The organism is Pseudomonas sp. Ag1 (assembly GCF_000278565.1).
Classification (GTDB): domain Bacteria; phylum Pseudomonadota; class Gammaproteobacteria; order Pseudomonadales; family Pseudomonadaceae; genus Aquipseudomonas.
The window spans coordinates 48,342-69,699 of record NZ_AKVH01000113.1; the positions used below are offsets into that span (position 1 = coordinate 48,342).

Below are 21,358 nucleotides of genomic sequence, written 5' to 3' on the forward strand. Positions count from 1 at the left end.
GAGATCAAGGAGGATTGATGGCGCCAGTACCTCAACCGCGTCCGGTGGCACTAACCGTAGCCAAGTACATGCTCAAAGCGCGGGAGAGCATGCGCTTCGAGGACGATGCCGATAGCCTTCAATACATTCGCTTTGGATACTTCGGCGAGATTGGTGGCTTACTTTCCTCCGTTAAAAAAGCAGGTCGTGACCGCTTGCAGGCCGCACAGAACGACTTGGCCGCAGAAGAACTGGGCGACGCGCTGTGGTACTTGACCATTGCGGCGCACCTTCTGAAAATCCCCGCCGACGCTCTAGGGGAGCACTGCATCCTTGTCCTTCGCGATGAATTCGGCGAAAGCAAGAAAGCTCCTGCTCCACCGATTACGTTCCGTCAGATAGACGGTCTTATCGAAACACAGCGCGATGAGGATACAATCCCCCGCCCAACGCAGCTGGGTAAGCTCGCGCTAAGCGCCGGCGTGCTGGCTGAAATGTCGCATGCCAGCTTAGTAAGCATGGCGCCACCCAAGCGCGAGGCTTATTTCGGACAGCTGTTGTCGGAGCTCGCCAAGACCTGCTCCAGCTTCAACCTGAACCTTGAAGATGTGGCCTTGGGAAACCTGGAAAAAACGGCCAGTCGCTGGCCAAGTGACCAGAAGCGTGAATTTCCACTTTTCGATGAAGGCTTTCCGGAGCATGAGCAGTTCGAGCGCGAATTCACTATCGAATTCATTGAACGCGGCGAAGGCCAGACCAAGCATGTGGTTCAGCGCCTGAATGGCGTCTATATCGGTGACCGCCTTACAGACAACAGCAACGAGCCTGACGACTATCGCTTCCACGATGTCTTCCATTTGGCTTATGTGGCGTATCTGGGTTGGTCACCAGTGTTGCGAGCACTGCTCAAGCGCAAACGGAAATCCGCCCCCGCCAAGGATGAGAACGACGATGGCGCTCGCGCAGCGATCATTGAAGAAGGCATCGCCACTTGGATTTTCGATCACGCGAAAAAATATGACTACTACGCAGCCACTCAGCCTGGACGGCTCGACTACGGCCTACTCAAGCAGATCCAAGGGATGGTTCGGGGTTACGAGGTTGAGCGATGCAAGCTTTGGCAGTGGGAGCTTGCCATCATCGAAGGTTTCAGAATGTTCCGCGAACTGCGCGAGCATCGAGGAGGCTCGGTGGTAGTCAACATTACTGAAGGGACGCTGACTTTTCACAAGCCCCTCAAAGAGGCCTACACCCAATGACCCCTACATCCTTCGTAAAGGCCTTGTCTGAATTCAGTCTCGACAATGTGTTCAACCCGTACGCAGACACCTGCCCTGTGCATGATCGCGCGGGCGCTGCCGCCTCTCGTCGCAAAAACCTGAAAACCTATCTTCAGGCTGTATCCGATCTAGGCACCGACACCATCTGGATGGGTCGTGATCTGGGATATCGCGGCGGACGTCGGACCGGCCTGGCCCTAACCGACGAATTCCACCTTTGCGAAATGACACGCGTTTACCCAGGGAGTGAGTCACAACAAGCAACTCGAGGGCCAGCAATTGCCGAACGGACCGCTGCAGAGATCTGGGCCATCCTGAAGGCCATCGATATTCCTCCCCTTCTTTGGAATGTGTTCCCATTTCATCCACATGAACCAGGCAACCCATTCACCAACCGCAAATTCAGCGCAAAAGAACTGGCTTTGGTGGATGAGCTTAATAGCGAGCTTTTCAGCTGGCTTAGAATCAGGAAGATTATCGCCATTGGCCAGGACGCCGCGCACTATGCGTCGCGCTTCGGCCTGCCCATAGAAACCATTCGCCATCCGAGCTACGGGGGAGTCCGAGACTTCCGCGCAGGGATGGCCAAACTTTACGATCTGCACCCTCAGTTTTCACAGGAAAGTCGTCAGGCATCGCTGCTCTGACGGTTGCCTTCAACCAGGTAGAGCAGCCAAAAGGTCTTTGGTGACACTCACCTTGCCAAAGGTCTCCGTATCCAAATACGCATGCGTTGCGATACAGGTAAGCACTCCACACTCATATTTGGACTCCTTGCCTACAAACGAGTGAAGCTGACTCAACCCGACAAGGTTGCCCAGCGCACGCTGGCAGTACCACTGAGAGCGGTAGATCGCAGTCAGATCCAGCTTGCCATCTGTAATTTTGAAGCTCAGATGACTCAAGCAAGGGACGTTGAGTGGTTTTGCATCTCGAGATGGGTCGAACACCGGTAATTCATAGCCATGTCCGTCGAGTGGCGGTGCCAGGTCAATATCGGGATCACTGACCCCCAGCTCGAACGCCGATTGGTACTTGGTACCGTTGTGCGTTTGAAGCAGACGCTCAATCAGGTCGTCCAATGGATTGATGGTCCCTGTCCCGTTTCGACTCGGACGACTCATCATGCGCTGAGCATAGGTGCCCCACGAACTGCGCTTTTTGCCCTTGACCAGCAACGCCAAGTAATTTGTGTATAGCTCAGGGCGAGAAAATCGTCGGGCCAACCCATTGGGGAAAATGGTGCCCGCCACGGTCTCGACACTCAGGTCCTCACGACTGCTGCGCAACACCGCATCCACAGCCTTGATGATTTTCAGATCATCCTTGCCCAGCTTCTGAGGAGCACTGATTTCCAGGATCAAATTCCGATCCTTGCGCTGCTTGCATCCCGCCAAATGTCGCGCCGCAGCCACCCAAGCCTGCCCCAAACTTTCAGATGCGATCAGTTTTGCCATTCTCTACTCCAAAAGCACATTCGGCATGCGCGCTTACATAGGCGCCTGAAATCCAGGCGTGTCCGTCTACACCCCACTGGGGGCCCCAGCTATTGCGCACGTAGAACCATGGCGCACTATTTCCATCTTCATGCCCCACGCCAATAGCGACTACCGCATGGAGAAGTCCTGGCATGACCTGATCACCGAAAGCCACTAGGCCGCCTTCAGGCTTGAAGAATTCGGGCGTTACCCGCAGACCCAAGCCGATCGGCTGACCGGCGCTTATAAAATAGGCAATATCAGTAGGGTCAGCCGATACGCACTGCAATAAGTCACCGTAATGCTGAAGTCCCGAGGGCAGATCGGGTATTGGGAGCGAAGGCTCTTCAGAGCAGTAGGGGAACGCGGCTTCCTCAGGCTGACCGACACGAGATGCCTCTCGCATCGCATTGAAAGTGATTCCGCCGCCCGGCTCCCAATCCGGCGTCAAAATGGCGGCCGCCCGATAAAGGTATTCAGGACTCAAATCGGCGGGTGATTTCGGTCGATTCAGATCCGATAATGCAAATGCCAGGCAGGTCGGACGTCGCCCCTGAGGCCTTGCTGGCGAACCGAAGCCATCGAGCAACACCTTGGGGACGATCACGCTAGCCCGTCCTTGAGCAACTGCTTACGCGAGTGCGGTGTCAGCCCGAGATTCAACGGCTCAAACTTGGCGTATGATCTGAATGTATCGGTAGCTGAGCTCGAGGAATCCCATGGCGCACGCTCCGAGAGCCGCACGCTTACGGGCTCTGAATCGCCGGTCCTTCCGCCAGTGAGGAGGTAGTCCATCATCTCTGTACCGCCGAAAACCGGCGACTTATCCACTGAAGGCGTCGAGGGTACGGTCAACGGCTCCAGCAGAAATCCCTGCGACTTTAACTCTTCGGAATCGGCTTCCCAGAGATATCCTGACGGTGCACGGCTTGGCAATCGAACAACCAACTGGTCATCCGGGCGAGGCTCAAGGATTGAAGTTCGATCATCGCTGTCGAGCAGCCAAACCTCTTTGCGGGTATCCACCAAACGGTCGCCGAGCAGCGCTTTCTTGATCATCGCGGGCTTGGTCCGCAACATTTCCCGGACTTGATCAGCGCTCATGACGCCATGCCGGCTGAGCGACCATGCCGCAGCTTCGTAGCTGACCCCCATGCGTAACGCCAGTTGATAAAGGACGTCAGGCCGGAACAGCGCCTGCTTGGTCCATTGCTTGCGCTGCATGATTTTGACGATCAGCTTGCGAGGCACCAGCAGGTTGTACCCGAACTGATCCGCCTCCTGCTCGACGAGGGCAGCCTGAGAACCGTAATAGATTTTCTCGTCGGCGCTGCTGCCGTGCCCCATGAAAAAATGACCCAGCTCGTGGGCGCAGGTCATATGAACCAAGCCTGCTGGACGATCCACATTGACCAATATTCCAGGCGTTTCATCACCCAGAAATGCCCCGAGCAGCTTCTCCATGGGGCGCAGCATGACCATCACCCCAGAATCAGCAGCGATCTGGAAAGGGTCTATTCGCGTGTATCCGTCCTGCTCGATGCGGGCCATCGCACCGCTCTCATCGATGACCTCGACCGCACGTTGTGCGGCTCGCAAAACAATATCGCGGAAGCCCATTCACTGTCCCTTGTGCTTGAGAAACTCGGCGAAGCGAGCTACCTCATCAATATCCTGCTGCGAAAGTCCATTTACTGCTCTGGCCAGAAACGCGAGCTGGGTGGGGCCGGAAGGCGCCGGGTCTCTTCCGGTCATCAGGTACTCCATAGATTTGCGATAGAGCTTTGCGAGCTTGCTCAACTCCGTCGCCTCCACCTTGCGGTTGCCCGACTCGATGTTAGTCACCGCCGGGCGGGAGACCCCGAGTGCATGAGCCACCTCATCCTGGGAAAGCCCCACATACTCCCGAGCATCTCGCAGGCGCTCAGCCAGGCGTAGCCTGTCCTGATCCTCCACCGACGAACTATGCATGGGTCTTTTCCTTCAGGTGCTTAAGTATTCCTGATGTGACCAGCTTGACGAACTGTTCTTTGGTTTCGTAACCACCGTTGCGGATCACGACATCCACCGGGATTTTGACTTTCAACATTTTCCCGATTTCAACAAGCGCTTCGATAGCCATGACCGATTCCATCGGCGCACCCAAGTCATCAACCGACAGCGGGTCATCAACGATTTCGAGCGCACGCTTATCCCAGAACTGGCCAAGGTGTTTCTCAATGCCGTCTTTCATTTCGATGGTCCAGAGGTAAGAAAATCGTACATTTGATGTTTGAATTTAAGTCGATACCGCAGAAATTGCAATGCCTGCCGACACATCAATCTCTGGAGCCAGCTTTCCAGCGCGGTACCTCACCTTGTTAAACAGCAAAGCAGACGCGAAACCCGTCGAATGAAACTCACTGAACGCCATTACCGAAGGTCAGACGCTCAGGCGAAGGCATTAGATGAATGCAAAGCGATGGGGCCTTGGTTCGACTCTGCGTGTTCTGGCATGGAAAAAAGCGCGGCCAATTCCTCGGTCTTCGCAGAAGCAAGGTCCATTGCCCAATGCTCTTCCATGATCCGCCGCATCTCGACGATCCAGTCTGACTCAACATCCGTTTTCAGCAGCACCAATTCATCCTCTGATCATTGGCAAATAGCTTGCGCCGAGCGGGGTTCTCGACTGCCGCCAAGCGTATTAATATCACATTGGCATCACGGTTGCGTAATCGCGCAAACCAGACGCTTGCGACGCAGCAAGCACCTGAAATCAGAGAGCAAAATGAAACAGCAGGCAAAATTTAAACGCCCCAACGGCCGCAAGAGATTTAAAGAAATCGCCATCCGCACATTTACAATTCTTTCAAGCTTGGGCGCATTCGGTGTGATTGTCGCAACGACCTACAGCTTTCTTGTTAGTGACACCAAGCTCGTTTATGAAAAGCCGTACGGACGCTCTTACGTTTTTTCATTAATCAATGATTCGCCGGCTGACATCATCGTTGAGAAATTCAAAATCTCGTATCCCGATCAGCCAGTGATCGCGAAAACCACCAAAGACATCTACGCACAGCCCAAGGACGGCGGGCTGGAAATGCCTGGGGGAAATATCAGCACGGTTCCAATTACCGAATTCCATGAACTGGATGGTGAAACAATATCCGCTAGGGACACCCATAAATTCAGGTTGCCGCCCCTCAATAGCCGGGACTATCTGCAGTTGGAAGCAGCTATCTTTGAAATAACTTACCAAGTAACACCTAAAAACAAATTGCTCAGCTATATCGATCAGACACTCAAATTTGTAGCACTAAGAAACGAAGAAGAATCTTTACGCTACATAGTGGTCGACAACTACTGGATTCCCACTCGCTCCAAATCTCCCTATGAAGCCATACGAATAGCTTGTCGAGATAACGATATGCTTTCCAGAGGCGATCTGTGCACACGGTAACCTAGCAGTTCTAGCACGATCTCAAAGGCTCGAGAGCGATGCGCTACTGAATCGCCCAGGCCCTTGCAAACCCACCGTCTCATCCAGCTATCCGTGTGGTACGCTCAGAACACCGCCCGATTCACAAGGCTGCCCAAATGAGTAGTTTTCATAAGTCAGATAGCAACTTTGCCGAGATCATTGAGGGCAAGGCTCGCCGACGCGAAGAGCTAATGAAAGCTATCCGAGAGGCAGACCCTGCGGTCTTCGCGGAAGCAACTGAACGCCTCAAAGAGATTATGCGGAATAGAGATCCCAGCCAGCGTCGTCGCCGGCTAGGCCCGCTGCAGTAGCAGTTTTTCGATCAGGACTCACTGAGCCTTACCAGTTGCTCTTCCAGCAGCCAATCGCTGGGCGTTTAGCAGACTCGCCTGTACCAGCTGCAGTTCGTTGATGCCCCCTGATTCTGGTTGCCGGTGGGATTGGATCTCAGCTAGTCACTGTCCCAAATGGTGTTGGTCAGGTCTTATGCAACTGGTTGGTCAGATCGAATTCCCGGTCAACTCAGTGCAATTATCCATTTAGTGAGCAGCGGTATCGTGATGTGGATATCGAGGCGCGACCAAGGCATGCTGATTAGCGTGGCCCAATAAGCAACGACCCGCCTCGACCAGGCCTTTGAGTCATCCGATGGAGCACCTCAGGTGCTATACCGAGCGAGCATGAGCCGGGATGCGCTGAGCAGTGCACTCAGGGAGCCATACGCTCTAAGATCTCGGGTTTCGATCGCTTGGAAGTCAGAAACCGGTGGATGACTTCCGAATTGCCCTTGTTTAGTCCGGAACCATGTTCGACGACGTCCGCAGCACGGGAGATCATCAGCTCACCCGAAGTAGGCACGCTCAGCACGTCCAAGGTGATCTTGTAGATCCGCTTGCTGTTTTTGCCGACTTCCAAGGTGATGTTATTCGAGCAATGCTCAAGCTGTTTCGGCTCGTTACCACCTAGGTATTTGAACTCGACCTCGACAGAGTCTGCCTTCTCGTGGACGACTCTCCACGCACTCGGCAGGTCGGACGGAGCCACCATGAACTGAACCTTCAGGCCACGCTGCTCTCTGGATTCCACTTCGTTGAGATCGTGCTGGGAGACCGAAATCCACTCTTCAAGTGCTGTACGCATCAGGCTCTCTCCAATAAGTGACCTATTAGAGCGACCGTGAGCGTGTAATGCTCAACGGACTCTTGTGTCACCGCCAAGGACGTCAAACTGTCCAAGACGACCACCCCCCAAAGCTTGCCATTGCACTCCACTGGCACGGCAGCCATGGAGCGTGGGAGTGTCCTTCCTTCAGCAAGGTACCTCTCCACAAACCTCACTGACGACCTGGTCACCTTAGCATAACTCTCTTTTTTGGCAGCGCCCGTCCCCGGTTTGATCTCAGGGAGGTCGGACAGTAAGGCGACCTGGCGAGTCGACCAAGCGAGGCCGGCAAGCCCTTGAGTACGTGCGCTGTTTTCATTGTCGATGAAAAATAGCGTCTTGGTTTTCAGTGTCAGATGGCCGGACCGCATGTACGGAACCAGATAATTCCCATAGAGCCGTCGAGTTTTGAAGGGCCACCAGCCATCCTTACTCTCCTCGTGCCAATGACGGCGAAAGAACAGCCCTTTGCGGTATTTGAATAGAGTGACCCTATTGTGATCCTTGGGTACATTGAGATCTTTGAATACCTTCCCTTGGTATTCATCGAGGATGAACTGCAGCTTTTCAACGACCCACGGGTCTGCCATATGCTTGATAACGGCCATGGCAACGACCACCGCCGCGATAGCCAGTAGTACCCATATTGCTACCTCCTGGAAGCTGTCGACGAGCGTCCAGACCACCGGTCTCTGGGCGATCCATTTGTCGTCCTTTTCAACATCCATCAGCCAGATTGTCCCTGAGGACATCAAGCCGGCGATGACGTAGATGTGGCCAGAAATGGCGTAAATCGCTTTTCGTTTCGGTCCCGTCCGCAACATCTTATTATCTTCCTGCCAGCTTTCTAACGGTAATCCAATCGCGCGGCATCTGATGCGCCAAGCTCTTTAATGATGATGATGCGGTAATCGCAAATTCATATCACACCGGGCCCGTAGTGCGAAACCCGAAGCCTCCATCAACGGTGATGCCGGGGGCACAGTTTCCGCTGACGCCGAACTGCCACCTTTACCGACGAAGGGGGGTGATTGCTGTATTGGATAAGGTTTTAGTGGATAAGCCGCCTGTCGCACGTGATTTGAAGGAGCCCGCAGCCAGGCCGAAAGTCGGCGCCAATTTTCATCGCATCAAACAAAACGACTGAGTAAACTGCCACCGGCAAGTGATGGCAAATAAGTAGCACATCGGCGGTGCCGGTGAAGCGGGAAATGGGTTGAACAGCAAGTCAGGAGAGAGTGGTCAGTGACCGAAGCAGTGACGCGTTGCAATTTTGCATACCGAAGGCCTGACCTCAGGAATCCTGATAGCAAAACTCAAAACTGGGTAGGCGACTACATCGTCTGGTGGTACGGCCCTGTGATGCGTAATAACAGGGCGATGTCTATCCCCCTTGCGGCCGTCCTGTTCCGCAAACTGGAGGATAACGTCCCTGGCGACTTTAAGGTGGCCCACGTCCCCTTCACCAGCCTCCCCCACTACAGAGTCGGCACAATCTGGCGCAATGGTCACTGCATTTCAGACACCGAGCTCGCCAGCGCAAGGCTCGCGGTAAACTTCAGCACAGAAAAACGGCGGATTACTTCACGCAGAGAGCTCATCGCCGCAGATCAAGGGAAACTCTTCGCAGATGACGAGTATCCGTTACTCAGGGGAAACGAAGATGCCTGCAAGCTTCTCGACTTTTCGTTGGGTGATGGTAAAAACCTACTGATCCCCTGCACAGAGTACTTCGTACGTGCCTATGCCAGAAACATGGAGATTTGCAGGGCCCTCGCCAATTTGCGTTGGGACGATGTTTTTAATGTTCTTTATCAAAACCCGAAAGCAGAGCGTAATCTGCCCGTTTGGCTAGTTCGCCCGGGTCCTAGAATGCGCTTCTTCGACGCAGTGTTCCTGGCTCATATTCTCTACGACCCGCACACGGCTAGCGTAGTAAAAAGGGTGAATTCGCAATTCATGGCCCAAGCACCGGGCAAGCCCATGCTCCTGAAATGCGAACCATGGTTCGAAGGTCATGGTGAGATCCTCGGTCGGGGCAAATGGCTGAATGGCGGGAAAACTTTTTTGTGCTTGGATCTGATGGGAACAAACATGCCCAAAGGTCCTGAAGTTGAATTTCAAAAACTGAAGTTCGACAGTAGCGAAGGCTTGGATGGCCTGGGAAGAATCGTGCTGCCGCGCCCGATCAAAAGCGCTGCCCTCGAAGAGTTCCTCCAAGAACGTTCCACGATTGAGCCCGATCGGCATGCGGAAATCTATGAGGCGAAAGCCGCGCCCTTCAAAGTGCTTGGCGAAAAACGGCCAGTGAAGAAATCAAAATCTGTAGTGAAAGCCAATAAAAGTCCACTTGGCCCAGCACCACCTGAGGCAGATGGAGTCTCTGCGGGTACTGGCACCGGAAGTGGAAAGAACGTCGGCAAGCTTGAGACCGTGTCGGATGCAGAGCATGAGACAGCACCTGACGTGGCGCTGGAAACTCAAGGCTTTTTTATGGACATCTGGAATGCACTCAAATCAATCGCCGCTGACAATCCGGAAAAGATCCTACGCGTTGACTGGTACACGCCCCTGGCACGATTCAGCAGTAAGCCGCCACTCGGTGTCGTTGAGCTCATGGTCGAAAACGAAGAGGAGCTTCCATCAGATGTTCGCTCCTGGCTGTATCTCGACCGAAGCGCCGGACTGCGGCGGGGAATATTGATCGTCCGCATCAAGACGACCAAGGGCAATTTCTTTTGCTTCGAGGTTCAGCGAAAGGACGGGAAAGAAGGTGAAATCCCTCCGGGATCTGCAGGACTGTTGATGACGTTCAGCGGAAATGAAGAGGCATTCAAGCATTTCGTCAACGAGCTATGTCGAAGGATTCCTGGCTACAGAGGGGTGTTCAGCAAACTCAAGAAGCTGTACCCAGAAGAATACGTCACCTTTAACCATGGCAAACATGACAAGGAAATTCTTTACCGGAACATCCTCATCAACAAATTCGGTGAGCTCGATCTAGCGCTTGTCTAATCTTGGAGCTCTACTGACTCCCTAGAGAAGCGTCCCGCTGTAGCCGGCGAGATGAACTAGGCTTCCAGAAGGTCTTTCCAAGGACGACCGTCATGACTGACTACTCAGACTGCAAGATCGCCACGGCTGATGCTCTGACACTGCTTCTGCACAACCAGCACGCACTAGGCGCGGCGATCGAAGAAATCACCAAGTGGCTTTCTGAGAATGGTGTAGAGAGTGTTGCAGCCAATGCAGTGGCAGCTATGGAAACCCTGGATGTAAATTCAAAAGCGATTGCAGACGCGATCATGCAACTACGGCAGTGCTAGATAACTACCCCGGACTCTGGAGTCATAGATGACTTACCGCGACGGGACACTCTCCGCAGGCTGCGGCCGCGCTGCATGATGGTCAGGTAGAATGCAGAGAGATGGCTAAGTCCATGGATTACCCTTTAATCTACGATGGTTCGCTCATAGGTGCCCGCTGATGGCACCCACAGCACCCCTTGCGGACATTCAATGTTAAATCCTGCAGTCCCCTGATAGGTTGCCGGAACATAGACGAGTGCCTTGCGACTAATCCTGCCGAGACCATGGAAATAAGCTAAGGCTTTAACAATCCATCGAGACTCAAAGTCACTTGTCTCATCGCGTTGTGGCAGCAATTCGACAAGCTCTCGCTCGCGTTTCGCTAGTTTCTGTTGTCTTGCCCAATCCGCATCCGGACGAGAGTTCAGTCCCGCGCTGTAAACCTTGTTCAAGTACCCGATGAATCCGGTGACACTTGCCACCGTCCCTGGTGACTTACGCCAATAACTATCGAGCGTTTTCTGGTCAACCATGGAGGCGGTCTTCAGCCGCGAGTGTCCCAGCAAATCAGAGGCAGATCGTAAGGCGAGCCTGGTTGATCTTAGGCTAATGTCACCGGCCGCCAAGCGGCTTTGCAGCATGCGGTAATAACCGACAATCAATTGCTGGGGCCTGGGTTCTCGGGATTGCTCCATGATGCCCTGCACACGTCGCTGCTCAGAATCTGTTTCGCGGGCTTGCGCGCATACCATCAAACCGTCGAGCTCGCTCAGCCAACGCATCGGAACGCGTGCACGGCGCAATCCTTCAGCCGAGAAATGCCGCAGCAGTTCAATGTACGGAGGCACATCCTGCCAGACGTTTTCGAGCTCTTTGAAGAATTTGTAATAAGTGTTGATCTTCAAGGCTCCCGCCTTGGGCCCAAGTTCAAGCAAAGCCCAACTTCCGAATCGTTGAAACCGCTGCGCCATGGATTGAACGCTCAATCCGGCAACGTTAATTGCCAAGCGCTTGTGGAAGGTTCTCTCCCAATAGCATTGCTCACATTCTTGGCCACGCCCGGCTGGTGTACTGACACCACAAGTCACACACTCATGCACACCTACAGTGATGCAGACCTTGCAGCGCCGGCGACCATCAGATCCCGCAATCAGTACGCGATGTCGCCGGCAGTCAGGGCATGTCTCGGCAGCAGGACCACTGCAATTTGGGCAGAGCAATTTGCCAGTCAGCGTGTTCCTCGCTGTTCGCTGTGAATGCGTCCCGCAGGATTCGCAGATTGCGAGCTCACGAAAGTGAACTGCGCAGGGTTTGCACACAGGCCCATAGGGGGTGATACGCCCGACTTTGAAATCGACTTTGTTGCATCGGGCGCATGGCCCACTCCTTAAGCAGGCGCTGCAGCGCGCGGCCTTATCAAATGTCGGGAGCCTGGAGAAATTGCCGCAGCCAGGACAGAGTCGACGCTTGAACAGTCGCGGATAGCAGTTCCCGCAATAGCGCTTTTCTTGGTAAACCCTTTTGGGCTGCGCTACGACACGGCCGCAGCCGTCGCATTCACAGCGATCCAAATGTTCAACGGATGCCACGTCGTCTGACCTTTCGCTTCAGTCGCAGCCACATACGCAGCGTCTGCGCGGGGCTACTGGGATGTTGACGGCCAACACCACTTACCAAGTGATGCCTAGGCGACTGGAGTGCTGCGACCAAATCCAGCAGAATTGGAGGCGCACTATTGGGGGAAAAGTGCAGAGTCGAGGCTGGAAGCAACTCATGTCGCGCCGCTTCGATAAATTTTTCTGGCCCAGCCGACATTATTACCCACGCGATACTGAGCAGCACAGAGCGATCAGCGGGAGAGAGGTATTCAAGAGGCAACCCCAACGGAATCGGCTGGAGAGACTCAGACAATATGCCCAGTGATTCGAAGAATCGCCCAGCAGCAACGCTATGTCGACGTACTGCTGCTTGGGCAAAGCTCACCATGGTTCGTGCAACGGTCAACCAATCGCGAAAATCGAGAAACGATGTTCCGTACATGGGCCGAAGGCCAATGCTTTCGTCCACGTACCTCTGGAAAGCCAGAGCAGCTTCTGCAGCAGCGCTCCGATCTCCGCCGCTTAGTGAAGCACCGCACCTATGGCAGTCGCTGAGCGAGGCACCGACTCTCAGAAGTTCCGGCTGCAGAGGAGCCAGACAACGTCCACACCGATCAACAAGCTTTATCCCATGGATAGGGCAGCAGGTATGCCAGGCCAAGCGCCATTGAATGCAGTACCGCGAGTTGTATTGCGCAATGCAATCCGGGCAGCATTGCAGACCCCCACTATGATGCCCCCCTCTGCAACCCAGCACCGTTAGCCAGGGCCAATTCCCACGCGGCAGTCTGTCCGGCCGGCGCACAATCGAAGACATCGCAAACCCAAGGGTAGCGGACTGCAGACTCGCGCAAGGTACACCCGACAGCCTGCTCAGAACCGCAAGCCTATTCTCTGTCACAGATCGATCCAAATCACCTGCCCAAGCTCTAGAGCCAGGCCATGTGATTGCGGTCAACGCTGCGGGGGAGCAGCCGTGAGCAAGTGCCATCCTGACAATCCACGAAGTCAGAAGCTCGTCGGCGAGCAACGGTTTACGGAGGGGCCAGATCGAGTTTACAGGGCCTGCTCCCGGATGCCACGAGTAGGACGTAACCATGACATGCTCTCGATGAGTTCTATGTCAATGCACTCCTTACCGGAAACTATGGCCTGCTTCGAACACTCCATCAGAAGCCGGTGCACATTCCCCAGGTTACCGCCGGAAATTGCGTGTACACGCCGAGCCTTGTCTGGATGTGCCAACCCAGAGGGCTTCTTCAGCGGCAATATCGACTCAAACCCTTTGAGCATGCGCTGGAATTCGGGATCGAGCTTCCACTGATCGAGCTTGATGACATCGAAGCGGCTGGCGTGTTGTGGATCATGATGAAGGATACGAACTGCATCCGTTGTTCCGACACCAATGATCGGTATCACCAGTTCATTACAAAGCGACTTCAAGGCGTTCATCACCTCACGCTGCTTGATTGCAGAGCCCGTCAGCAACGAATGGAACTCATCAATGATCAGCATTCTGACCCTGAGCTCGCGGAAGGAATGGATCACCTGGTAACGCAATGCCAACTTGGTATCCGTGATCCTGTAAGGCATCCATAACTGCTCCAACAAAGCCACATACAGCGCCTTCTCGTCGGCAGCAGACGGTGCCTCCGCCAGAATCAAGGGACGGACCGGATCATCATTTTCGTCGACGTACCCTTCGCCATGCGTTTTCTGGAAGCGCCGAATGATGGTCGTCTTGCCGTTGTTGGAATCGCCCACAATCAGCAGATTAGGCATGCGGGCTCGCTTGGGCATGACGATCAGGTCATTAAGCGTATCCAAGATTGTGCGAGCCGATACATACCCGATCCAGCGTTCCTCTCCCATGAAAAGGATCCTTTCCCGATCACTGAGTTGCAACACCGGTCGAAAATCAGAATGGATGTGTTCGTATGTGCTCATTCGACTTCACCTGTCGATTCGACCTCCGAAAGCATAAGTAGGTCAGAATCCTCCTGAATGGGAACCAGTGCCAGCTTCGCAACGGGCTTGCTCGGTTGGGCTGGCGTGCCCTTCTTGCTGTGGGTACGACTCTTCTGAGCATCTTTGCGGGCTTTCTTGCTGTTCGCGGAGGCCTCTTCGACAAGCTTTCGGTTTTCGACGGCGTACTCGGCGATCAACGCATCGTCTACGTTCTCGCGCCCTTCGCTGACAGCTTTGTCCTTGGCAGCGTGATACTCCCAGAGGGTTACCGCAGGAAATGCCTGGTATGAGGCCGGCACTCGGAAGTATTGCTTCAGAACAGGGTCGTAGAACCAAATGACGCTGACATCCCTAGGATCCCGCCTGAAGAGCAATTTGAGAGCCTTTCCGGTTGCAGCATCCTTTTGGTTGATCCAATGACGCAGCGCCTCGGAGTAGTAGAACAGATCCCACTGCACACCGTACGTCTGCACAGTCCTGCGAACGGACGGCAGAAAATCCAATTGAACCGCCAAGGGATCCGTCGGGCGCGCCGGCACACTAACCAGAGGATCAACCTCCCGATTACCGAAGAACGCCAACTGCCACTTGCGAGCAGGGCTCATGTGAATCTTTTTATGGTAGGTCTGGTGGTACTTCAAAATTGACCGAACCAGCCATACCTCGAATTCCGCCATTGTGAGAACGGCTTTGGCTTCCGAATCGTAACCCTCACGCTCCTGAGGGTTACTAAAGGTGGTACCTGGCAGCTCGTGCACCATTCTCATGAAAGTGCCAAGCACCCGCTCAATTCGACCACCGTATTTTGGAACTTTGGATGGTCGAAAGACGCTATCTATCCCGTAGTTCTTACAGGAATCCACAATGTTCTGAGCCCTAAAGTCTGCACCATTGTCAGTGTGAATCGTGCGCGGGAAACCCCATACCGGCCACTCTCCATGAATATCGTGGGCAGCCAGCCAGGATTCCTTGGGCAAAATCGAATGTGCGATGCACATTGCCACTGATGTCTCGGAAGGCGACTCGAACGCCAAGTAATAGCCAACGATCATGCAGGAGTAGACGTCGATAGCTAGGGTGAGCCATGGCCGACCAATTGGTTTGCGATGGCGTTCGTCCACCACAATGAGATTGACCGGAGTATGGTCGATCTGCACAACGGCTAAAGGATAGCCTTCGTCTGGAAACTGACCGACTGAAGGCGTGTGTCTATTGTTCGCCTGCTCGGCATATCCGCGCCGGCGAAGCTTCACCACCTCGGGAATCTGTCGGATCCGGGCCCTGATAGCGGATGCACCCGGAGGCTGAATGTCTAGCGCTCGCGCTCTGCGTTCAATCTCCGAAATCGTGGACTGAACCGTGTACCGTTGATCAGTCAGGTAGTAATCACCCAGCACCTCTTGAACGAGCTTTTCTCCTTCAACAGAGAGGCGCGTACTGCCCTCGCGCCAACCTCGTTTGCGCGGCACGAGAGCCAAGACCTCATTCCATCGATTGTAGCGATCCAGCCAACGGTAAAGGGTTGCAGGGCTGATTCCTTTCGCCTTCGCACGCGCTGCGACGGACTCTTTGGACAAAACCGTATTGCCCAGCAACGGTAGAATGGCGGAGTAGCGCTTTTGCGCAATAGCCCAGGCATCCGAGCTGATGCTGCTGATATCGTGGTTAACGTACAGGCCGTCCAGTTTCTCCGAATCCACAGCCCTGAGATCCAGAATCTGTAGAGCCGCACTGCGACCTGTCTCGACCTCGGTCGCGATCACCGTTTGCAGATCCAGGATCTGAACAATTTGGTAGACCTGCTTGTCTCGCCGCACCATCGCGCCGACCTCAATGGCAACGCGAGACCGAACGGGCTCAAACGGAACCAGATGCTCGCTAGTGTCGTCTTCATACAGTTTCATGATCAGGCACCCAGAGTTCGAGGTCATGATTCAGCGGTTCAGTAATGTCGCAGTCCACCTGACGCGTGGCGATCAGGTGCCACAGCAGCGATACGCCCCGATCGCGGAAAATACCGTTGAAATGCCGTGCCAGGAGGTAGTGCACCGGAGCAACTTCCATCTCGCGCAGCGTATTCAGCACTGCATCGATGTCACCTTGTTCGAAGATCATTCGCTCAAAGCGCTCAAGGAACACAATGTTTTCGAGCGGAAGGCCACGAATCCGCGACTCGTCATAAATGCGGAACTGCCACCCCTGGCTACGAGCCAACCGGCGTGCTTCCTTCCACTTACCTGACCAGTCTCGCCAGTTCTCTACCCATTGTTCCCTCGGTTTTACCTCCACAAGCAGCGGCCGTAGCGCGCCAAAGTAGGGCAAGTTTTGCTGGTGGTAAAAGACAAGATAATCAGGCGTGTAGATCTGCGGGCGTCCTAGGGAGTCGGAGAAAGGAACCTCCACCGGTTGGGAGATAACCGACTCAACCTGGTGAGAGAAGCGCATACGCTTCAGAAAGTCTCTTTCCAATGACGACTCAAAAGCGACCCCACCTAGCCCTTTGAAAGCCATCACTCCTGAAATGCTGCGGCGGGTCGGCTTGATCTTCCGAACCGGCTTAATCTGGTCGCATCTATTTCCGATCATTTTCTATCTGGTCTCATTTATTACCGACAAGCTTCTCAGTAATTTCAGAAGGTTTTGATGGCCAATAGCGGCCTTTAGCGTAGCTATTTCTCATCAATTTCGAAAGCCTACAGCGGCTCGAAACCGCAGCCGGGGGAAATCACCCTGGCCCATCACGGTGTGTTGTTTCTCGACGAGTTGCCGGAGTTTGATCGCAAGGTCCTGGAGGTGCTACGTGAGCCGCTGGAGTCCGGGCATATCGTGATTTCCCGCGCTCGCGACCGGGTGCGTTTCCCGGCGCGCTTTCAGTTGGTGGCGGCAATGAACCCCTGCCCTTGCGGCTATGTGGGCGAGCCCAGTGGGCGCTGTCGCTGCACGCCGGAGCAGATTCAGCGCTATCGCAACAAACTCTCGGGGCCGCTGCTGGACCGGATTGACCTGCACGTGACCGTCGCCCGGGAAAGCACCGCGCTGAACCCGGGCATACAGTCCGGTGATGATACCGCCAGCGCCTCCGTCCTCGTCGCCGATGCCCGGGACCGCCAACAACGGCGCCAGGGCTGCGCCAATGCGTTTCTCGACCTGCCGGGGCTACGCCAGCACTGCAAACTGGAAAAGGCTGATGAAGGCTGGCTGGAAAGCGCCTGCGAACGGCTGACGCTGTCGTTGCGGGCGGCCCATCGCCTGCTCAAGGTCGCCCGCACCCTGGCCGACCTGGAACAAGTGGAAGCCATCGCCCGCCATCATCTGGCGGAGGCCTTGCAGTACCGCCCTGCTAGCGCGTCCTAGGCAACGCCAGAAGCAGCCCCGCCACTTCCATCACCTCATCCATCACCGCTTCAGCTGACTCAACGGAGGGTTTGAGCAACAAGTCATCGGCATAGCCCATCGCTACGGCAAAGAGTTGTCGCGCAGCGCGCTTGGGCGACTCACAGCGGAACACTTTGGCCGCCACACCTTGCTCGATGATCTCGGCGAGCATGGCTTGCCATTGGGCGTTGATCACCAGGTAGGCCTGGGCCAATGGCTCGTCATGCATGGCTTCGTCCCAGGCATCCAGCCATAGCGCCCAACCGGCGTCTGCCGTGGAGGGCAGGCAGTCACGCAGGAAACCTTCGAGGGCTTCCAATGGTGGCAGATCCACCAGCGGCGCCCTCACCTCGTCCAGCTGCTCGTTGGCGAACCGCACGAACGCTTCGCGGCGCAGTTCTTTCCAGTCGCTGAAGTAGTGATAGACGTGGCTGCGGGACAGCCCCGCATGCTCCGCCAGGTCGCGGGTGGAAACATCGGCAAACCCTTTGCTGCGAAATAGCTCCAGGGCGGCGGCGATGATCTGGTCTTTACGGTCGATACGCGACATGAGGCTTTTCCTTCAGGCACCGGCAGATCGACGGCGCTTGCTTTTTGAGCGGTCGCTCAAGGATACTTGAGCAGTCGCTCAATAATAGCGTTTATCTCACTCTCGGTGCACCCCATGTCATCCGTAACACCCCAGATCCTGATCGAAGAAAGCAAAAAGATCGGGCAACAATCCGCCAGCCAAACCCTCAAGGCGATCGCCAAGGCCTATCCCGGCAAGTTGTTCTGCACCTTGTCGCTGGTGGCCCTGGAGAACGCATTGCTGCTGGCCTACCCACTGTTTGCGGGGTTCGCGGTGGACTCGATCATCCGCGGCGATGCCGGCAGCGCGCTGTTCTACGCCGCCGTGGTGCTGGCGTTCTGGGTGGTCGGGGCGGCGCGACGGGCGCTGGATACGCGCACCTTCACCCGTATCTACGCGGACCTTGCGGTGCCGGTGATTCTCAACCAGCGCCTGCAAAACCACAGCACCTCACGGGCAGCGGCGCGGGTAGTGCTGGCGCGGGACTTTGTGGATTTTTTCGAAAAACACGTGCCAATCATCGCGACGGCGCTGGTGTCGATCGTCGGTGCGGCAGTGATGCTGTTGGTGATCGAGCCGTGGATCGGCCTGGCGTGCCTGACCGCGCTGGTGCTGTGCACAACCTTGTTGCCACGTTTCGCCCGGCGCAATCAGGAACTGCATGAGCGCTTGAATGACCGCCTGGAAAAGGAAATCGGCCTGGTGGAAAAGGTCGGCGCACAGACCTTGCAGCGCCACTACCAGGTGCTGTCACGCCTGCGCATCTGGCTGTCGGACCGCGAGGCCGCAGCGTTCCTGTTTATCGGCACGCTGGCGGCGCTGTTGTTTGTGGTCGCCATCAGCCAGTTGGCGCTGTCGCCGGCGGTCAAGGCCGGCCATGTGTATGCGGTGATGACTTACCTGTGGACCTTTGTCAGCAGCCTGGATGAAGCGCCAGGGATGGTTGATCAACTGGCGCGACTCAAGGACATTGGCAAGCGTGTGGACCCGGGGCTGGGCGACCGATCCGACGTTTGACGCGTCGGGTCGGCCGTCATCGCGGGCAAGCCCGGCTCCCACAGTGGACCGCGTACTCCAGAACAACACGGTCAACTGTGGGAGCGGGCTTACCCGCGATGAGGCCCGAACAGTCAATCAACGAAACCGGTCAACCTCATGCCGCAAGCCCGCCGCCAGGGTCTCCAGTTCCTTGGCGGTGATCGCAAGGTTGGACACCACTTCACGCTGCTCGCTGTTGGCCAGGGCGATGCTCTGCAAGTTGCTGCTCAGCAGGGTCGCCGTGCTGCTCTGCTCCTGGGTCGCCGTGGTAATGGCCGCAAACTGCTGGCCCGCCGAGCGGCTTTGCTCGTCGATCCGTGCCAGCGCAGAGGCGACGTCAGCGTTGCGAGCCAGGCCTTCCTGCATCAGCACGTTGCCTTGTTCCATGGTGCTGATGGCGTTGCCGGTTTCCTGCTGGATACTCTGGATCATCCCGGAAATCTCATCCGTGGCCTGACGAGTGCGCGATGCGAGGTTGCGCACTTCATCGGCCACCACCGCAAACCCGCGCCCCTGCTCACCGGCCCGCGCCGCTTCGATGGCGGCGTTGAGCGCCAGCAGGTTGGTCTGTTCGGCAATAGCGGTGATCACCCCGACGATCCCGCCGATTTCCTGGGAGCGCTGGCCCAGGGTGTTGATCACCGTGGCCGTGCTGTTCAGCGCGGTGGCGATGTGTTCCAGGGACGACGACGCTTCTTGCATCGAGGTGCGGCCGATCCTGGTTTGCTGGGCATTGTCCTGGGCCAGGCGCTCGGTGTTGCCCATGTTGTCGGCAATATTCAGCGAGGTGGCGCTGAACTCTTCCACCGCGCCGGCCATGCTGGTGATCTCGCCGGACTGTTGCTCCATGCCTTCGTACGCACCGCCGGACAACCCCGACAGTGCCTGGGCGCGGCTGTTCACGTCTTCAGCCGCCTTGCGGATATGCGACACCATGGTCGACAGCGCTTCGCCCATCTGGTTGAAACTGCGGGCTAGTTGGCCGATTTCGTCATGGCTGGAAACGTTCAGCCGTGCGCTCAAATCACCGGCGCCCAGGGCTTCGGCCTGACGCACCAGGTCGCCCAATGGCTGCAACTTGCTGCGCAGCAACCAGACCGCCGCGCCCACCGCCAGCAGCATCGCGAGCAAGCTGCCGATCGCCAGGCGAATCCCCACCGACCAGGTCACCGCGCGAATTTCGGCTTTCGGCATGCTCGCCACCACCGACCACGGGCCGCCTTCAAACGGCACGGCAACGCTGTAGAAGTCTTCGTTCTTGTCGCTCCAGAAACGGCCTTTTCCAGGTTTGGCGGCCAGGTCGAGCATCACCGGAATCGACTGATCCAGCGCCTGCACGCCAGCGGGCGGTACCAGCCAGTGCTTCTGTTCGTCCAGCAGCGCCAGGGAACCGGTCTGGCCGATGCGGAAGCGCTTGAGGTTGTCGAACTGGGCGTTCTGCGCATCGGTGTAGTCGAAGCCGACAAACAGCACCGCAATCACTTTGCCGCTGGCATCACGCACCGGGCTGTACTGGGTCATGTAGGAGCGATCGAACAACACCGCACGGCCAACGTAGCCCTGCCCGCCCAGCAAACGTTGATAGGCCGGATGCTGGTGATCCAGCGCCGTACCGATGGCGCGGCTGCCATCCTGCTTGGTCAGGGAGGTGCTGACGCGGATAAAGTCCTCGCCGCTGCGTACGAACAAGGTCGCCACGCCGCCGGACATCTGCTTGAACTCATCGACTTCAGCGAAGTTGTTGTTGAGCACTTCCTCGCCCAGGTACAGGCCCGGCGTCTGCACGCCCGCCACCGTCACCGGTTGCTCAGGGCGCGTACTCAAGCCGGCGCTGAAGCGCTTTTCAAACAGCCCGCTCAAACGCTGGGTACTTTCGCGCAAGGTGCTGTGGAAGGTATTGAGCTGGTCGGCCAGCAAGCGGGCCTCGCTGGCCAGGTGCTCCTCGCGGGTGTCGAGGTTGGCGGAGTCCAGCGAACGCAACGCGAATACCGTGCTGCCGCTGATGACGACAGCCAGTATCACGGCGAGGGCAAGCCCCAGTTGAGAGGCAATCCGGGCGCGAGGTTGAGACATGAAGGCTCCTGGCCGAGGCCAGGATCATCCTGATCTCATAGCGCTGCTCGGCAAAATTCTAATAGGGGA

Annotated in this window: 20 protein-coding genes and 1 pseudogene; 7 read left to right on the forward strand and 14 right to left on the reverse strand. The window is 56.0% G+C overall.

Annotated features, from left to right (window positions below):
- Window positions 1-17 precede the first annotated feature (17 nt).
- Together A462_RS01565 and A462_RS01560 are read left to right on the forward strand one after the other, a co-directional pair.
- Entirely contained in the window at window positions 18-1,238 is a 1,221-nt protein-coding gene (locus A462_RS01565) for a nucleoside triphosphate pyrophosphohydrolase family protein (RefSeq protein WP_008439372.1), read from the forward strand.
- A complete protein-coding gene (locus tag A462_RS01560; RefSeq protein WP_008439373.1) occupies window positions 1,235-1,906 on the forward strand; it encodes a uracil-DNA glycosylase in 672 nt (223 codons plus the stop codon). Before A462_RS01565 ends, A462_RS01560 begins: the two co-directional genes overlap by 4 nt.
- A gap of 9 nt (window positions 1,907-1,915) precedes the next feature.
- Here the strand turns inward: A462_RS01560 and A462_RS01555 are convergent, their stop codons facing one another.
- The 5 genes from A462_RS01555 to A462_RS01540 are packed head-to-tail and all read right to left on the reverse strand — an operon-like array spanning window position 1,916 to window position 4,970.
- On the reverse strand, window positions 1,916-2,716 hold the full coding sequence (locus A462_RS01555) for a hypothetical protein (protein WP_008439374.1): 801 nt from the start codon (window positions 2,714-2,716) through the stop codon (window positions 1,916-1,918).
- Window positions 2,694-3,344: a C1 family peptidase gene (locus tag A462_RS33975; protein WP_083853267.1), complete on the reverse strand. Its 651-nt coding sequence runs from the start codon at window positions 3,342-3,344 to the stop codon at window positions 2,694-2,696. Before A462_RS33975 ends, A462_RS01555 begins: the two co-directional genes overlap by 23 nt.
- Complete coding sequence (locus A462_RS01550) at window positions 3,341-4,357, reverse strand: ImmA/IrrE family metallo-endopeptidase (protein WP_008439376.1); 1,017 nt, start codon at window positions 4,355-4,357, stop codon at window positions 3,341-3,343. The genes A462_RS33975 and A462_RS01550 overlap by 4 nt, the downstream gene beginning before the upstream one ends.
- Window positions 4,358-4,708: a helix-turn-helix domain-containing protein gene (locus A462_RS01545; protein ID WP_008439377.1), complete on the reverse strand. Its 351-nt coding sequence runs from the start codon at window positions 4,706-4,708 to the stop codon at window positions 4,358-4,360.
- The gene (locus A462_RS01540) at window positions 4,701-4,970 is read right to left on the reverse strand and encodes an acyl carrier protein (RefSeq protein WP_008439386.1); all 270 of its coding nucleotides are present in this window, start codon (window positions 4,968-4,970) and stop codon (window positions 4,701-4,703) included. Before A462_RS01540 ends, A462_RS01545 begins: the two co-directional genes overlap by 8 nt.
- A 159-nt stretch (window positions 4,971-5,129) precedes the next feature.
- Between A462_RS01540 and A462_RS34530 the strand changes: the two genes are divergently transcribed.
- A complete protein-coding gene (locus A462_RS34530; RefSeq protein WP_157222899.1) occupies window positions 5,130-6,176 on the forward strand; it encodes a hypothetical protein in 1,047 nt (348 codons plus the stop codon).
- Window positions 6,177-6,905: 729 nt separating this feature from the next.
- On the opposite strand, the gene A462_RS01525 is transcribed toward A462_RS34530, so the two are convergent.
- Together A462_RS01525 and A462_RS01520 are read right to left on the reverse strand one after the other, a co-directional pair.
- Window positions 6,906-7,337 carry a hypothetical protein gene (locus tag A462_RS01525; protein ID WP_008439391.1) on the reverse strand — a complete coding sequence of 144 codons (432 nt, stop codon included), beginning with the start codon at window positions 7,335-7,337 and terminating at the stop codon, window positions 6,906-6,908.
- A complete protein-coding gene (locus tag A462_RS01520; protein WP_008439392.1) occupies window positions 7,337-8,182 on the reverse strand; it encodes a GAF domain-containing protein in 846 nt (281 codons plus the stop codon). The genes A462_RS01525 and A462_RS01520 overlap by 1 nt, the downstream gene beginning before the upstream one ends.
- A gap of 421 nt (window positions 8,183-8,603) precedes the next feature.
- Between A462_RS01520 and A462_RS01515 the strand changes: the two genes are divergently transcribed.
- Both A462_RS01515 and A462_RS01510 read left to right on the forward strand, forming a co-directional pair.
- The gene (locus A462_RS01515; protein WP_032899900.1) at window positions 8,604-10,373 is read left to right on the forward strand and encodes a hypothetical protein; all 1,770 of its coding nucleotides are present in this window, start codon (window positions 8,604-8,606) and stop codon (window positions 10,371-10,373) included.
- 92 nt (window positions 10,374-10,465) lie between these two features.
- Complete coding sequence (locus tag A462_RS01510; RefSeq protein WP_008439394.1) at window positions 10,466-10,684, forward strand: hypothetical protein; 219 nt, start codon at window positions 10,466-10,468, stop codon at window positions 10,682-10,684.
- Window positions 10,685-10,809: 125 nt separating this feature from the next.
- Here the strand turns inward: A462_RS01510 and A462_RS34690 are convergent, their stop codons facing one another.
- The 5 genes from A462_RS34690 to A462_RS0132840 all read right to left on the reverse strand — a co-directional run bounded on the left by A462_RS34690 (window position 10,810) and on the right by A462_RS0132840 (window position 16,677).
- Entirely contained in the window at window positions 10,810-11,571 is a 762-nt protein-coding gene (locus A462_RS34690) for a hypothetical protein (protein ID WP_177325589.1), read from the reverse strand.
- Between the two features lie 670 nt (window positions 11,572-12,241).
- On the reverse strand, window positions 12,242-13,363 hold the full coding sequence (locus A462_RS35370; protein ID WP_008439396.1) for a TniQ family protein: 1,122 nt from the start codon (window positions 13,361-13,363) through the stop codon (window positions 12,242-12,244).
- Window positions 13,321-14,211 (reverse strand): TniB family NTP-binding protein, encoded by an 891-nt coding sequence (locus A462_RS01505; protein WP_008439397.1) that lies wholly within the window; start codon window positions 14,209-14,211, stop codon window positions 13,321-13,323. Before A462_RS01505 ends, A462_RS35370 begins: the two co-directional genes overlap by 43 nt.
- Window positions 14,208-16,136, reverse strand: coding sequence for a Mu transposase C-terminal domain-containing protein (locus A462_RS01500; RefSeq protein WP_008439398.1), 1,929 nt, complete (start codon window positions 16,134-16,136; stop codon window positions 14,208-14,210). Before A462_RS01500 ends, A462_RS01505 begins: the two co-directional genes overlap by 4 nt.
- Window positions 16,123-16,677, reverse strand: a complete 555-nt coding sequence (locus tag A462_RS0132840; protein WP_032899923.1) for a heteromeric transposase endonuclease subunit TnsA — start codon at window positions 16,675-16,677, stop codon at window positions 16,123-16,125. Before A462_RS0132840 ends, A462_RS01500 begins: the two co-directional genes overlap by 14 nt.
- Window positions 16,678-16,932: 255 nt before the next feature.
- Between A462_RS0132840 and A462_RS01495 the strand changes: the two are divergent.
- Window positions 16,933-17,586 (forward strand): annotated as a pseudogene (locus A462_RS01495) (ATP-binding protein); the annotation flags it as partial.
- Here A462_RS01495 and A462_RS01490 read toward each other — a convergent pair.
- Window positions 17,573-18,157, reverse strand: coding sequence for a TetR/AcrR family transcriptional regulator (locus A462_RS01490; protein ID WP_003208775.1), 585 nt, complete (start codon window positions 18,155-18,157; stop codon window positions 17,573-17,575). The pseudogene A462_RS01495 and the gene A462_RS01490 overlap by 14 nt on opposite strands.
- A 114-nt stretch (window positions 18,158-18,271) precedes the next feature.
- Between A462_RS01490 and A462_RS01485 the strand changes: the two genes are divergently transcribed.
- A complete protein-coding gene (locus A462_RS01485) occupies window positions 18,272-19,195 on the forward strand; it encodes an ABC transporter six-transmembrane domain-containing protein (protein WP_008439408.1) in 924 nt (307 codons plus the stop codon).
- A gap of 117 nt (window positions 19,196-19,312) precedes the next feature.
- Here A462_RS01485 and A462_RS01480 read toward each other — a convergent pair whose 3' ends face one another.
- The gene (locus tag A462_RS01480; RefSeq protein WP_008439409.1) at window positions 19,313-21,289 is read right to left on the reverse strand and encodes a methyl-accepting chemotaxis protein; all 1,977 of its coding nucleotides are present in this window, start codon (window positions 21,287-21,289) and stop codon (window positions 19,313-19,315) included.
- Window positions 21,290-21,358: the final 69 nt, after the last annotated feature.

Coding starts and splice junctions, on each gene's coding strand:
- A462_RS01565 (WP_008439372.1), top strand. CDS start 18: ATGGCGCCAGTACCTCAACCGCGTCCGGTGGCACTAACCGTAGCCAAG.
- A462_RS01560 (WP_008439373.1), top strand. CDS start 1,235: ATGACCCCTACATCCTTCGTAAAGGCCTTGTCTGAATTCAGTCTCGAC.
- A462_RS01555 (WP_008439374.1), bottom strand. CDS start 2,716: ATGGCAAAACTGATCGCATCTGAAAGTTTGGGGCAGGCTTGGGTGGCT.
- A462_RS01550 (WP_008439376.1), bottom strand. CDS start 4,357: ATGGGCTTCCGCGATATTGTTTTGCGAGCCGCACAACGTGCGGTCGAG.
- A462_RS01545 (WP_008439377.1), bottom strand. CDS start 4,708: ATGCATAGTTCGTCGGTGGAGGATCAGGACAGGCTACGCCTGGCTGAG.
- A462_RS01540 (WP_008439386.1), bottom strand. CDS start 4,970: ATGAAAGACGGCATTGAGAAACACCTTGGCCAGTTCTGGGATAAGCGT.
- A462_RS34530 (WP_157222899.1), top strand. CDS start 5,130: ATGAAACTCACTGAACGCCATTACCGAAGGTCAGACGCTCAGGCGAAG.
- A462_RS01525 (WP_008439391.1), bottom strand. CDS start 7,337: ATGCGTACAGCACTTGAAGAGTGGATTTCGGTCTCCCAGCACGATCTC.
- A462_RS01520 (WP_008439392.1), bottom strand. CDS start 8,182: ATGTTGCGGACGGGACCGAAACGAAAAGCGATTTACGCCATTTCTGGC.
- A462_RS01510 (WP_008439394.1), top strand. CDS start 10,466: ATGACTGACTACTCAGACTGCAAGATCGCCACGGCTGATGCTCTGACA.
- A462_RS35370 (WP_008439396.1), bottom strand. CDS start 13,363: ATGGTTACGTCCTACTCGTGGCATCCGGGAGCAGGCCCTGTAAACTCG.
- A462_RS01505 (WP_008439397.1), bottom strand. CDS start 14,211: ATGAGCACATACGAACACATCCATTCTGATTTTCGACCGGTGTTGCAA.
- A462_RS01500 (WP_008439398.1), bottom strand. CDS start 16,136: ATGAAACTGTATGAAGACGACACTAGCGAGCATCTGGTTCCGTTTGAG.
- A462_RS0132840 (WP_032899923.1), bottom strand. CDS start 16,677: ATGCGCTTCTCTCACCAGGTTGAGTCGGTTATCTCCCAACCGGTGGAG.
- A462_RS01490 (WP_003208775.1), bottom strand. CDS start 18,157: ATGTCGCGTATCGACCGTAAAGACCAGATCATCGCCGCCGCCCTGGAG.
- A462_RS01485 (WP_008439408.1), top strand. CDS start 18,272: ATGTCATCCGTAACACCCCAGATCCTGATCGAAGAAAGCAAAAAGATC.
- A462_RS01480 (WP_008439409.1), bottom strand. CDS start 21,289: ATGTCTCAACCTCGCGCCCGGATTGCCTCTCAACTGGGGCTTGCCCTC.